13 protein-coding genes are annotated in these 13,211 nt (G+C 52.9%); 1 reads left to right on the top strand and 12 read right to left on the bottom strand.

Features of this window, described 5'->3' with window-relative positions:
* Window positions 1-2: 2 nt before the first annotated feature.
* The 12 genes from Kalk_RS02950 to ccoN all read right to left on the bottom strand — a co-directional run bounded on the left by Kalk_RS02950 (window position 3) and on the right by ccoN (window position 12,427).
* Entirely contained in the window at window positions 3-521 is a 519-nt protein-coding gene (locus tag Kalk_RS02950; protein ID WP_101892785.1) for a hypothetical protein, read from the bottom strand.
* A 187-nt stretch (window positions 522-708) separates the two neighbouring features.
* Complete coding sequence (locus Kalk_RS02945; RefSeq protein WP_101892784.1) at window positions 709-2,700, bottom strand: monovalent cation:proton antiporter family protein; 1,992 nt, start codon at window positions 2,698-2,700, stop codon at window positions 709-711.
* Between the two features lie 20 nt (window positions 2,701-2,720).
* The gene (locus tag Kalk_RS02940) at window positions 2,721-3,905 is read right to left on the bottom strand and encodes a phospholipase D-like domain-containing protein (protein WP_101892783.1); all 1,185 of its coding nucleotides are present in this window, start codon (window positions 3,903-3,905) and stop codon (window positions 2,721-2,723) included.
* 31 nt (window positions 3,906-3,936) lie between these two features.
* Window positions 3,937-4,620, bottom strand: coding sequence for a sulfite exporter TauE/SafE family protein (locus tag Kalk_RS02935; RefSeq protein WP_158643278.1), 684 nt, complete (start codon window positions 4,618-4,620; stop codon window positions 3,937-3,939).
* Between the two features lies 1 nt (window position 4,621).
* A complete protein-coding gene (ccoS, locus tag Kalk_RS02930; RefSeq protein ID WP_101892781.1) occupies window positions 4,622-4,804 on the bottom strand; it encodes a cbb3-type cytochrome oxidase assembly protein CcoS in 183 nt (60 codons plus the stop codon).
* On the bottom strand, window positions 4,804-7,260 hold the full coding sequence (locus Kalk_RS02925) for a heavy metal translocating P-type ATPase (RefSeq protein WP_101892780.1): 2,457 nt from the start codon (window positions 7,258-7,260) through the stop codon (window positions 4,804-4,806). The genes ccoS and Kalk_RS02925 overlap by 1 nt, the downstream gene beginning before the upstream one ends.
* Window positions 7,260-7,766, bottom strand: a complete 507-nt coding sequence (locus tag Kalk_RS02920; protein WP_101892779.1) for a FixH family protein — start codon at window positions 7,764-7,766, stop codon at window positions 7,260-7,262. Before Kalk_RS02920 ends, Kalk_RS02925 begins: the two co-directional genes overlap by 1 nt.
* A gap of 30 nt (window positions 7,767-7,796) precedes the next feature.
* Window positions 7,797-9,203, bottom strand: coding sequence for a cytochrome c oxidase accessory protein CcoG (ccoG, locus tag Kalk_RS02915; RefSeq protein WP_101892778.1), 1,407 nt, complete (start codon window positions 9,201-9,203; stop codon window positions 7,797-7,799).
* A gap of 78 nt (window positions 9,204-9,281) precedes the next feature.
* Complete coding sequence (gene ccoP / locus Kalk_RS02910; protein WP_101892777.1) at window positions 9,282-10,181, bottom strand: cytochrome-c oxidase, cbb3-type subunit III; 900 nt, start codon at window positions 10,179-10,181, stop codon at window positions 9,282-9,284.
* Between the two features lie 3 nt (window positions 10,182-10,184).
* Window positions 10,185-10,367, bottom strand: a complete 183-nt coding sequence (locus Kalk_RS02905) for a cbb3-type cytochrome oxidase subunit 3 (protein ID WP_101892776.1) — start codon at window positions 10,365-10,367, stop codon at window positions 10,185-10,187.
* Window positions 10,368-10,372: 5 nt separating this feature from the next.
* Window positions 10,373-10,987 carry a cytochrome-c oxidase, cbb3-type subunit II gene (gene ccoO / locus Kalk_RS02900; RefSeq protein ID WP_101892775.1) on the bottom strand — a complete coding sequence of 205 codons (615 nt, stop codon included), beginning with the start codon at window positions 10,985-10,987 and terminating at the stop codon, window positions 10,373-10,375.
* Window positions 10,988-10,999: 12 nt separating this feature from the next.
* Complete coding sequence (ccoN, locus tag Kalk_RS02895; protein ID WP_101892774.1) at window positions 11,000-12,427, bottom strand: cytochrome-c oxidase, cbb3-type subunit I; 1,428 nt, start codon at window positions 12,425-12,427, stop codon at window positions 11,000-11,002.
* Window positions 12,428-12,838: 411 nt separating this feature from the next.
* Here ccoN and Kalk_RS02890 point away from each other — a divergent pair, with 411 nt between their 5' ends.
* Window positions 12,839-13,177, top strand: a complete 339-nt coding sequence (locus tag Kalk_RS02890) for a P-II family nitrogen regulator (RefSeq protein WP_101892773.1) — start codon at window positions 12,839-12,841, stop codon at window positions 13,175-13,177.
* Window positions 13,178-13,211 lie beyond the last annotated feature (34 nt).

Genomic DNA, 13,211 nt, shown 5'->3' with positions numbered 1-13,211 from the left:
ACCTATGCGGCAATGATCCGTGCTTTGGTTGCCGATTTGTTCTTTGTGGCGGGGGCCGAGAGCACCTTATAGCCAGCGAGAAAATGCTCAGGCTTGAGATGCTCATCGGTGCGGAAATGATGGTACCAACACCAAGCCAACGCTTCCGGATTGTTTTCATCTTCCGGTATCTCGGCCTTATTGAGCGCATATACACCCCAGGCGATGGCCGTTGAGTAAGCCAGGTTGATCGCCAGTTCCATATCAGGATTGGCTAAAAACTCTCTTTGAGATGCAAATCCCCTGACTTTGCTTGCGAGATCGGCATCGAAGGCCAAAAATTCATCCCACACCCGATGGTGTAATTCTCGTTTGATCTTGTACACACCTAAACCTGCATCACATTGCAATTCCATACCCAGTTGAGATGCTTGTGCTGCGGAACCAAGGAGAAGATTTTCGAGGGAGGGAGTCCATGCACCCAATTTTTTCAGGGTGGGTCGAACAACATACTGGCGAAAGTCCAGCGGATTAATACCCATTCACGATACCCGGCGTTCAATTACTGCTGCTAGTTATGTAGGAAAAGGGCGTATAGAAAATTCATTCGTTTAAACCGCTTTCCCTAAAACTCAGATTAGCTCATATTGCTAACTATTTAACCTATAAGCAAAAAATATTTTGGTCTAACCTGAGCTGTTCTTAGCGTTTGTGGTTTTATTGAGCGTTTTACTTTCCACTCAGCAGATAGGCTTCGGCTGCCTCAATGGCGGCATGTTCGCCGCTTACCACCACGACGTCGTCTGGCAGCAACATCGTTTCATCGCTGGGATTCATTACGGTGTCGTTGCCCCGTCGAATGGTGTGAAGGCTTGCACCTCTGCTTTCTAGATTGAGTTCGCCAACGGTTTTATTGGCGGCGTAGGAGGTGCCAGGAATGTATATAGGTTGCAGGTGGCCTTGATAGCGAGACATACCGTAGGCGCCGTGTTGACCGGTGATAAAACCATGCAACATTTTGTAGCGCTGCTTGCGCACTTGTTCGATGGATTGAAACACCTTGCGGCCCGGCAAGCCCAGGGCCACCATGACGTGGCTTACCAACATCAAGCTGGCTTCCAATGTTTCCGGAATGACTTCCGTAGCACCTGCTTCTTGCAGCTCCACCAGATGGGCGTCGTCCCGGGTGCGCACCAGAATCGGAATGGATTCGCGCTCCTGACGAATTTCATGGATCATTTGTTTGGCAGCGTTGTGATCATCAAAGCTGATGACCACCAGATTGGCTTCCATCAGGCCAAGATGTTTCAACACTTTCATTTTTCGGGCGCTGCCGTAATGCACATGTTCTCCGGCAGCTCGTGCCCGCTGTACGCGAACTGGGTCGTCGTCAACGGCGATGCAGGGGATGTTTTCCTGCTGAAGAAAGCGTGCAATGGTTTGGCCAACCCGGCCGTAGCCGCACAGAATAACGTGATGATGACGGTTTTCGGTTGCTTCGGGGTTTTGTAGCTCTTCGACGTTTTCCTGTTTGATTTGACGCCTGGCCAGCATGCGGTCGGCAATTTTTTCACTGTTGGAAACCAGAAAGGGGGTGGCGGCCATGGAAATTACGATAATAGACAGGAAGAAGGAGGCAACATCATGTGGCACCAGGCTACCTTTTACTGCCAGGGCCAGCAGCGCGAAACCGAACTCACCACCCTGGCTAAGCACCAGACCGGTGCGAATGGATACCATGCCGTTGTTGCCGAACAGTTTGCACAGCAATGCAATCAGAATGGTTTTAAACACGATCAGGCAGGCACTGAAAAGCAAGATGCGAGGCCAGTAGGTGGTGATCAGATCTACGTCGATCAGCAGGCCGATGCTGACAAAGAATATCCCAAGCAGAACATCTCTGAATGGGCGAATTTCTGCTTCAATTTGATGGCGAAAGTGACTTTCCCCCAGCATCATACCGGCCATGAAAGCGCCCAGTGCCATGGCCAGACCCAGGGCGTGGGCGGCGGCGGCGGCCAGCAGGGCAACAACTAAAACGGTCAGTACGAATAGTTCCTCGGAGCGCGTCTTGCTGATTTCGTTAAACAGCGGTGGCAGCAGCCATTTACCGATGGCAACAACGGCAAAAAAGAATCCTATCGCCTTGGCACCGGCGATGGCCAGGGATTCCATTAATTGATCGCCACTGGCTTCACCCCCTACGGAAATCAACACCAGAATGATGATGGCCGCTATGTCCTGGAACAGCAGAATACCAATGGCTATATGGCCATGGGCGGTAGCGATTTCATTCCTCTGAGACAGTTCTTTACTGACGATGGCGGTTGATGAAAGCGCTATGGCGGATGCAGCGATCAGGGTGCCGGTCACGGTAATGTCATAGAGCATGCGGGAGAAGTAGATAAGGCCGCCAAAAATAGAGATGCATATGAGCACCTGCAAGCTGCCCATTCCGAATACTACCCGTCTTAACGCGATCAGGTGGGGCAACGAAAACTCTAACCCCAGGGTGAACAGCAGAAACGCGACTCCAAACTCTGCAATAATCTGAAACTGGCTTACGTCATTGACCAAGCCCAGTTCCTGGGGCCCCAGTATTACCCCCACGATCAAATAACAGATGATGGTTGGGACTTTGAGGCGGTGGAATAGCGCCGCGGCGATAACCGAGGCGGTGAGTATGATGATCAGCTCATTGATAATGTTGCTGTGTTCCACGAACGGGGTTCCTTAAGCTGTCAATCATTGGGGAGGCGGGCTAAAAACATGGCAACCCATTTCCAGAATCGTTCTTTTATTTTTTCATGCCAGCCGCGGACTTTCCAGCGTTCTAATGTGATTTCTATGCACTGATCTTGATCGTGTTCGAGCAGGCGGGTGATTTGCTGATGCAGTTGCGGATCCAGTGCTTCCAGGTTGGCTTCCAGGTTCCAGTGTAGATTCCAGCGATCAAAATTACAGGAACCTATGGTAACCCAGTCATCGGTTAGTGCGGCTTTCAGGTGCAGGAAGCTGGGCTGGTATTCAAGGATGCGTACCTGATGTTCCAGCAGCTCCCGGTACCAGGATCGGCCTGCGTAACGAACGCTGGGGTGATCGGTTTTATAGCCCGGCAGTATCAGGCGGACATCAACGCCCCGTTCGGCCGCCTTGGTCAGCGCCTTCAGCAGCTTGCGCGACGGGTAGAAATAGGCAGTGCAAACCCATGCTTGTATAGTGGCTTTATTTATTTCACTGATCAGCGAGCCAATGATGGGTTTGTTGCCCAGGCCCCGGCTGGCCACAACGCGTGCCTGGGGTAAGTTACGATTCATCAGGGGGGAGCTATGATCGCGACTGAACGCGAGTCTCAGCTTGGCGCGCATTTCCTCTTCATGAACGGAATCGTAATGCAGCCAGGTGCGTTCGAACAGCAGTTGCCAATCGTGTACCAGTTCCCCGGTGATCTCCACCATGGTGTCATGCCACGCAGCCTTTCCTGCATGGGTGGGGGAGAAGTTATCGGTAATACCCGCTCCGCCAGTAAACGCGATGGCGCAGTCCACCAGCACTATTTTGCGGTGATCGCGGGAAAAATTACGCAGCCGTTTGCTGCGCTTAATACGATTGAAAAAACGTAGATCCACGCCGGCGGCGCGTAATTTTTGTCGATCTTGATGCTTTAGGTTGTGTGATCCCACATGATCCAATAGCAGGCGTACGTACACATCACGTTTGCGGGCTTCCAGCAGGGTCTCGATTAGCTGGTTACAGATTGCACCTGATTCCATCAGGTACATTTCTATATCCACGGCGCTGGTGGCGGCAGAGATCGACTCAAAGATTCGGTGAAAGAATTGATCGCCATTCACCAGTAAAGTGAAGTGGTTGCGGCTGCGCCAAGGCAGTATGCAGGTAAAGTTTTCGGTCGACGCTGGAATCATAGCTTGAAACTAAAGCTAATTTGCTGACAAATCAATGGCTCAGCTGGGATACGATGGTCCACACACCAAACCCCATCAGCATAAGGGCTGCAAAGGCTCGCGTTGTGCTGGCGCGGGCAAAGTCGGACAGGATGTGGCTAAAAGCACCGATACTGATCATGGCGGGGAGGGTGCCGAGTCCGAAATACAGCATCAGTAACGCCCCCCGTTCAGCCCCCCCGGCGCCCAGTGACCAGGCAAGGGCACTGTATACCAGTCCGCACGGCAGCCAGCCCCACAGAAAGCCCAGCACCAATGCTTTGTAGGGACGATCCACCGGGATGAAGCGCCGGGTCGTGGGGGCGATGCGTTTCCAGATCCGGGTGCCAGCCCGTTCCAGCTGGTTGAGTATTTTCCACCAGCCGCTCAAGTAAAATCCAAGCAGTATCATCATAATGCCTGCGAAAATCCGCAGCAAAGAAGGGCCGTGTGCAGGCAGTTGGTTATACAAGGCTGAACCGGCAAAACCGATAACAGCACCTGCTGTTGCATAGGCGCTGATTCGACCGATGCTGTACAGCAGTTGATAACCAAACAGGCGTAACATGGGATTGCCATGTTGGGGTTGTAAAGCGGTGGACAGCGCGCTGCTGATCCCGCCGCACATGCCGATGCAGTGCAGGCTTCCCATAAAGCCGACTGCAAAGGCTGCGATAAGGTCGTGACTGAAATCCATTCTAGTCCTGCTGCTTGGGCTCGGGCTGGGGTTTGCCTGATGGCGTATCTTCATCAAACAAGATGCGGCTGGCCTCGCGATCCAGGTCATCGAATTGATCTGTTCGCACTGCCCAAAAGAAAGCGGATATCGCGACGACCAGCAGCACCAGTGCCAATGGGATCAGCAGATAGATTATGTCCATTACGCGGCTTCCTGATTTCTGTTTAGGCGCAAGGCGTTCACCACTACCAGCAATGAGCTGGCCGACATACCCAAGGCACTGGCCCAGGGTGGAATAAAACCGGCGGCCGCCAGAGGCAAGGCAATCAGGTTATAGAGTATGGCCCAAGTGAGGTTCTGTCGAATAATGCGGTAGGTTTTGTTGACCAGCGCCATGCTCTGGTAGAGCGGTTTCAGGCTCTGACTCAGCAGAATGCCGTCGGCTGCTATTTTTGCCAGGTCAGACGCGCCGGCGACAGCGATAGATACGTCGGCACCGGCAAGCACCGGCGCGTCGTTGAGGCCGTCGCCCAACATGAGCACTCGGCCGTGGTTTTGTTGCAGGGTTTGGATATAGCTCAGTTTGTCCTGGGGATTGGCATTGCTGATGACGGAATCGATGCCCAGTAGGAGCCCTATGGCTTCGGCGTGGCCACTGCTGTCACCGCTTAGAATGTGACATTGGTGGCCGGACTGTTTCAGGTAACCCACGAGCTGCTTTGCATCTGGCCGCAGCGTGTCTTCTACTTTAAACCATGCGATGGCGGTGGTTTGATTGGCCAGCAGTATCCACTGGCCGCTGGTTTCGGGGGGCGTTAACACTGAGCCTTCTGGCAAGGCGAATTCTGCTTTCCCTATGCGCAGCCGTTGCTGCTCTGTGGCACTTTGACTGTACGTGCCTTGCACCCCCTGATTGGGAACGATAACCAGATCGGTGAGGGTGCCCACTAGAGTGCTTTCCAGATTCTGTTTTTGGTTATGAAAGGCGCGGGCGATAGGGTGCTCCGATACTGCTTCAAGGTTGCAGGCCAGCGCCAGCGCCTGATCCCGACTGAACTCAGGTGTGAGAGGGATCACCTCGGCCAGTTCAAATTCCCCCATGGTGAGGGTGCCGGTTTTATCGAATACCACATGATTGATATGACGTAGGCCTTCGATGGTATAGGCGCGGGTTGCCAGAAAGCCCATCTGGGCTAATTTTGCAGTGGCGGCGGTGATAGCGGTGGGGGTTGCCAGGGATAACGCACAAGGGCAGGTCACCACCAGTACCGAGAGCATGATCCAAAACGCGTCCTCGGGCCGATAATGCCACCAGAAGGTGTATACGCTGGCCGAGGTGATCAATACAGCCAGCACGAAGTAGGAGGCGATCTTGTCCGCCAGCAGATAGGTGGCCGGTTTGTCGGCTTCGGCCCGTTCCAGCAGGCGCTTGAGAGTGGAAAGTGTGCTGTCTTTGGGGTTGGTGCTGATTTCAATGGTGAGCGGTTGATCCACGTTGAGGGTGCCGCCGGTCACCGGGCTGCCAATGATTTTGTTGACCGGGAGGTGCTCGCCGGTGAGCATGGCTTCATTTACGGAGCTTGCGCCGGACAGTATGTGGCCATCACCGGGAATGGTTTCGCCTGCCTTGACCAGCACTCGATCGCCGGGCTGTAATTTCTCAGCCGGTATGAGTGAGGGATTGCCCGCGGTATCGAGCTTGCGTGCAGTTTGCATTTGGGAATGTGAGAGCCGGATGGAGGTGCTCTGGGAGCGATGGCGAGCGCGCATTTCGAGATAACGCCCCACCAACAGGAAGAAGACAAACATGCAGACAGAGTCGAAGTACACCTCCGGGCCATCGGTAAGGGTAGCCCAGACACTGGCGAAATAGGCGAAGCACAGCGCTATGGCAACAGGAACATCCATGGAAAGATGTCGGTTGCGTAAACTGCGGGCTGCTGCTGTCAGGAACGGCATGCCGGAATAGAAGAATACCGGTGTGCACACCAACGCGCTTACCCAGCGCAGGAACTGCTCATGGGCCGGTTCCATGCCTTCAAACGCACCCATGTATAAACTGACGGCGTAGGTCATGACCTGCATGGCCCCCAGACCAGCAACGCCGATGCGGGTAAGAGCCTGCTTGTTTTCTTGTTTGATGTTTTGCTCTTGCTGTACCGGGGTGTAGGGTTCTGCCTTGTAGCCCACATGGGCAATGGCTTTGATGATGCTGCTCAGGCTGGTTTGCTGCGGATCCCAGGTGACTACGGCCAAGTGGCTGCCCATGTTGACCTTGGCTTGCGTGATACCGGGTGTTTGGCTCAAATGCCGTTCAATTAGCCATACACAGGCGGCGCATGTAATGCCGCTCAGCAACAGGCTGATCTCGCGATGCCCTTCTGGAAGCTGGTGAACAAGGGTTTCCTGTAGTGCAGGATCATCCCAATTATTGAGACCTTCGAGAAAGTCTGGAACCAGCTCGCTGGCCGGTGACGCACCCGGTGGGCACTGCTGGCGGTGCTGGTAATAGGATTCCATGCCGATATCGACAATGGTCTGGGCCACAGACTGACAGCCCGGACAGCACACGGGGCGGGGCTGCCCTAGAATGGTGACGCTGATGCTGTCGCCGCATGCAACTGGCAGCCCGCAATGAAAACAAGATTGGTCCGCCATCAGCTGCTGGGAACGAGTTCCTGCCGCTTGAGTGGGTTGCTGAAGTTGACGCTGCTTTCTATTTCCCAGGTTTCGGAGGCGGTTGTCAGCAGAAGGTAGTACATGCCTTTGGGCTCAAAATCCAACTTGGCGTAGTAGCGGTCATTGGGGGCCAAATAGAGCTGCAAGGTGCGGTCGTTTTTTTCCAGGGTCGGGTGGATCAACTGCAAGGTCAGTTCAGTTTCGGTGCGCACATCAATGTTGTCGGCATCCACAAACAGGTCACCGGTCTGCTGATCCAGCGTCAGGGCTGCCTTGATGCCCATTTGTTTGGCTTTAAGGCGTTTTTCCATGCGCTGGTTGATGGCCATGCCATCCTTATACCAGTCTTTTCGTACCAGGCTGTCGTTGCCACTCATGGCCAAGTTGATCATCACTACACCCATTACAACAGAGCTGGATGGAATGGCGATCAGGAACCAGGGCCAAAATTGGCGGTACCAGGGTTTGGATTCGATTTGTGTCATTGCATGCACCACATATTCCACTACAGATAGTTAGTTGCGAGGGCTCAGGAATCGGCTTTCTTCGGTCACTTCCTGTGATGGATCGCTGGCGGATTTCACCGTGAAATACACGGTGGAGTTGCGTTGCTTGATGTCCTCCGGTTTCATTTCCAGAGTCACCACTAAGGTTAACAGTTCTCCCGCCAAAGTACTTACTTCTTTGGGTATATGGGGGATGATGTTGTCCAGGCCGGAAACATCAATGTGGTAGTCCTGGGCGGCCTGAGTTTTGTTCATGATCTTCAGCGTGTAAGTGTTTTCAACGGTACCTTGCCAGGTTTCGCGATAGAGCGCATTGCGATCCCGGATGATGTCCAGTTCCAGCGGCACGCGGGAATACACCGTGGACAGGAAGGTGATGATCATCAGACCCAGTACAACGCCATAACCAATCAGCCTTGGCCGTAAGATATGTATGGGCTTGCCTTCGATGGCGTTCTCGGTGGAATACTTAATCAATCCACGGGGGTAGTTCATCTGATCCATTATGGAGTCGCAGGCGTCGATACAGGCTGCACAGCCGATGCATTCGTATTGCAGACCGTTGCGGATATCAATGCCAGTGGGGCAGACTTGTACGCACATCTGACAGTTGATGCAGGAGCCCAATCCCATTTCATCCGGGTTGGCAGTTTTTTTACGGGCTCCACGGGGCTCACCGCGAGCTTCATCGTAGGTCACTATGAGCGTGTCGCGATCGAACATAACGCTCTGGAAGCGAGCGTATGGGCACATGTACATGCATACTTGCTCTCTCAGCCAGCCGGCGTTGGTGTATGTGGCTACAGTGAAAAAGAACATCCAGAACAGTGCCCAGCCGGACACGTTCAGGTAGAACAGGTCAAACCACAGCTCGCGCACCGGGGCGAAGTAGCCTACGAAGGTAAACGCTGTCCAGAAGGAGAGCGCCAACCACAGGCTGTGTTTCATGAATTTTTTAACGAATTTCTTGGTGGACATGGGCTGCGCATCCAGTTTGATGCGCTGGTGGCGGTCGCCCTCTGTGATGTGTTCTATCCACATAAAGAACGTTGTCCATACCGTTTGCGGACAGGTATAACCACACCAGACCCGGCCGGCCAGTACGGTGAAGAAAAACAGGGCAAAAGCGGCAATGATTAACAGCCAGGATAGGTAGAGGAAATCCTGTGGCCAGAAGGTAAACCAGAATATGTAAAATTTGCGCTCGGGTAGATCGAACAGGACCGCCTGACGGCTATCCCATGACAGCCAAGGGCCTAGAAAGTAGACGCCCAAGGTAATCCAGATCGTAACAATCCGAATGTTTTGGAAAAATCCTGAGAGGTGTCGCTGATATATCTTTTCCCGTTTTTTATATAGATCGCCGCTATCCTGCGGGTTGATTTCTTTCACTGCAATCTTATCGGGCGTTGACATCTCTTCACCTGCTCTACAGCGTGCTGATGATAAAAAGGGCGCGCACCTGAGGGTGGCGCGCCCCGATTTTAGTCAAACTTACTTGCTTAAGCTATAAACATAGGCCGCCAGAACGTGAATCTTTGCTGGGGTCAGTTTATCTTTAAACACAGGCATTTTGCCTTGGCGTCCGCCGTTGATGGTTTCTGTGATGATGGCCTCGGTTCCACCGTATAACCAGATGTTGTCGGTCAGGTTGGGCGCGCCCAGCATGTGATTGCCTTTGGCATCGGGGCCGTGGCAGGCCGCACACATCATGTTGAACTTTTCTTTACCGGCTTCGGCGTTACCGGCACCGGTACGTCCGCTCAGGCTCAGCACATAGGCCACGACATTTTTCACGCCTTCTTCACCCAGGGCTGCGCCCAGAGCAGGCATCATGCCGCTGCGTCCGTTGTTGAGAGTCTCTTTGATTTTTTCAGGAGACCCACCATACAGCCAGTCGCTGTCGGTCAGGTTGGGGTAGCCCTTGTTGCCGCGAGCATCGGAACCGTGACAGATGGCGCAGTTGTTACCAAACAAACGCTGGCCGGTTTTTATGACTTCATCGTTGGTAGCCAGTTGTTCCATTGGGATCTGGGCATACTCTTCGAACAAACGGTCATAGCGGTTTTCTGCTTTCTCTACTTCAGTTTCCCACTGGCTTACTGAGGTCCACCCCAATACGCCTTTGGCATCACCCCAGCCGGGATAGAGCGTGAGGTAGATGAACGCAAAAATAATGGTGATATAGAACAGATTCAACCACCAGTGGGGCAGGGGGTTGTTCAGTTCTTCGATGCCATCAAAAGAGTGGCCCATGGATTCGCCGTCTTTAATTGGGTCTTCGGGGCGCTTGCGCGTCCACCAGAGCAGCCACAGGCAACCCAGCAGATTGATCAGGACGATGGTTATGATCCAACCATTCACCCAGCCTTGTGTAAAATCAATACCAGTCATTCTTTAATCTCCATGCCCTTTTTCGTGCTTGAGGGTGTTCTCGTGGTTGGCGTCGTCTGCAAACGGCAGATTGGCTGCATCATCAAAACCTTTCTTGCGGCGTGCGCTGAATGTCCACCAGCACACACCGATAAAGGCGACGAATGCCAATACTGTTGCGATGCCGCGCCAAGTATTGATATCCATATGGGTTACCTCTTCACACTGAGGAACGTACCCAATCCCTGCAAGTACGCGATGAGCGCGTCCATTTCTTTCTTGCCTTCAACCGCCGCTTTGGCACCCGCAATGTCTGCATCGGTGTACGGCACGCCTACAGCACGCAGCGCTTCCATCTTGGCACCGGTGATGTCGCCGGTGAGGATGTTCTCGTCCAGCCAGGGGAAACCGGGCATATTGGATTCGGGAACCACATCACGGGGATCCATCAGGTGATCGTAATGCCACTGATCACTGTAACGTTGACCAACGCGAGCCAGATCAGGGCCGGTACGCTTGGAGCCCCACAGGAAGGGATGCTCATAGACGTGTTCACCGGCAACGCTGTAATGACCGTAGCGCTCGGTTTCAGCACGGAACGGGCGAATCATCTGTGAGTGGCAGGTGTTGCAACCCTCACGGATATATACGTCGCGGCCTTCCAGCTGCAGTGCAGTCCAGGGCTTCAGGCCTTCTATGGGCTGAGTGGTCTGTTTTTGGAAGAACAGGGGAACGATCTCAACCAGGCCACCGAAGCTCACCGCTACCAGCGTCAGGATGATCATCAAGCCAACGTTCTTTTCGACTATTTCATGTGTCTTAGCCATCTTCTCTACTCCTTAAGCTGGCTGTGCAGCAGTGTTGCCAGAAGCGGCAGGGGAATTCATGGTCTTGAAGACGTTGTATGCCATCAGGAACATGCCGGACAAGAACACCAAGCCGCCAATCATGCGCACTACGTAGTAGGGGTAGGTTGCTTTCAGGGCTTCTACGAAGGTGTAGGTCAGGGTGCCGTCGTCGTTCACTGCACGCCACATCAGGCCTTGAGAAATACCGGCAACCCACATGGAGGCGATGTACAGAACAGTACCGATAGTGGCCAGCCAGAAATGGGTGTTAACCAGGCCGACATTGTGCATTTCTTTTTTGCCATACAACCAGGGAATCAGAGCATAAATAGAGCCAATGGAGATCATGGCAACCCAGCCCAGAGCACCTGAGTGTACGTGGCCGATGGTCCAGTCAGTGTAGTGAGACAGCGCATTTACTGTCTTGATGGACATCATGGGGCCTTCAAACGTAGACATCCCATAGAATGACAGTGCCACAATCAGGAAGCGGATAACCGGATCATCCCGCAGTTTTTCCCATGCGCCGGAAAGAGTCATGATACCGTTGATCATGCCGCCCCAGGATGGTGCAAGCAGAACCAGAGAGAACACCATGCCGATGGACTGTGCCCAATCAGGCAGCGCGGTGTAATGCAGGTGGTGAGGGCCAGCCCACATGTAAATGGAGATCAGTGCCCAGAAATGTACGATCGACAGACGATAAGAGTACACAGGGCGTCCTGCTTGCTTGGGTACAAAGTAGTACATCATGCCCAGGAAGCCTGCCGTCAGGAAGAAGCCAACCGCGTTGTGGCCGTACCACCACTGGATCATGGCGTCCATGGCACCCGCGTACACGGAGTAGGACTTGGTTAACGTGACCGGAATCGCCATGCTGTTTACGATGTGCAGCAGGGCTACGGTGATGATGAACGCACCATAGAACCAGTTAGCCACATAAATATGCGAAGTTGTGCGTTTGGTAATCGTGCCGAAAAACACGACGGCGTAGGCTACCCAAACAACGGCGATCAGAATGTCGATGGGCCATTCCAGCTCGGCGTATTCTTTTGCTGAGGATATACCCAGGGGCAACGTTACTGCCGCCAACACTATGACAAGCTGCCATCCCCAGAACACAAACTTGGCCAACCCCGGAGCGAAGAGGCCGGTTTGGCAAGTGCGTTGAACCACATAGAAGGACGTTGCCATCAGCGCGCAGCCACCGAATGCGAAAATAACTGCATTGGTATGAAGGGGGCGCAGGCGACTGTACGTCAGCCAGGGTAGATCAAAGTTCAAGGCCGGGAAGGCGAGCTGGGCAGCGATAAACACGCCGACAGCCATCCCCACGATGCCCCAGACAACGGTCATGACCGAAAATTGCTTAACGACACCATAATCGTATTGCGGCGTTGCAGCTGGAGTATTACTCATTGAGTGTCATTCCTGTGTTGAGTGATTGAACACACACGGTTACTACGGTTTCTCTCACGAGAGCAGAAAGTGCCATCATCAAAAATAGCAGTCTGCATTATAGGAGTGATCGCCCTTATGTTGTTGATTCAAGTCAACTAAGGGTAATCACCTCTTGTACCCCTTATACCCCTTTGGAGGTGTCAGGGAATGCTCTATAACGGTGCGCAAATGGTCCGCGGTGCGCTTCATAAGTGCGTTTTTCGTGAAAGCTCTATCCTGAAAATTCCTAACATATTGATATATATAGAAATATCCAGATGGCCCACATTCTGCATGCTCTTTTATGGTGCAGTAGCACCACAATAGACCAATAATAAATCCGAGAATCCACCACTGTGTCTCGAGCCACAGAATTTTGGGGCGGCAATTATGAAAATGATTACGGCAATCATCAAGCCTTTTAAGTTAGATGATGTACGTGAAGTGTTAACGGAAATGGGAATTTCCGGGATGACACTGGAAGAAGTAAAGGGTTTTGGCCGTCAGAAGGGTCATACCGAGCTATATCGGGGAGCAGAGTACGTAATCGACTTTGTGCCCAAGTTTAAACTGCAGTTGGCGGTTAATGACAATCTAGTTGATGTTGTTACCGAAGCAATCGCTAAAGCAGCCAATACCAGCAAGATCGGAGATGGCAAGATCTTCGTTTCAGAGTTGGAACAAGTCGTGCGCATTCGTACCGGCGAGCAGGGGGAAGATGCACTGTAGCGCATTTCTGCGACCGGTAAATTTGTTTAACAAA

This window comes from Ketobacter alkanivorans (genome assembly GCF_002863865.1).
GTDB lineage: Bacteria > Pseudomonadota > Gammaproteobacteria > Pseudomonadales > Ketobacteraceae > Ketobacter > Ketobacter alkanivorans.
This window is presented reverse-complemented; position numbering and strand designations above follow the sequence as displayed.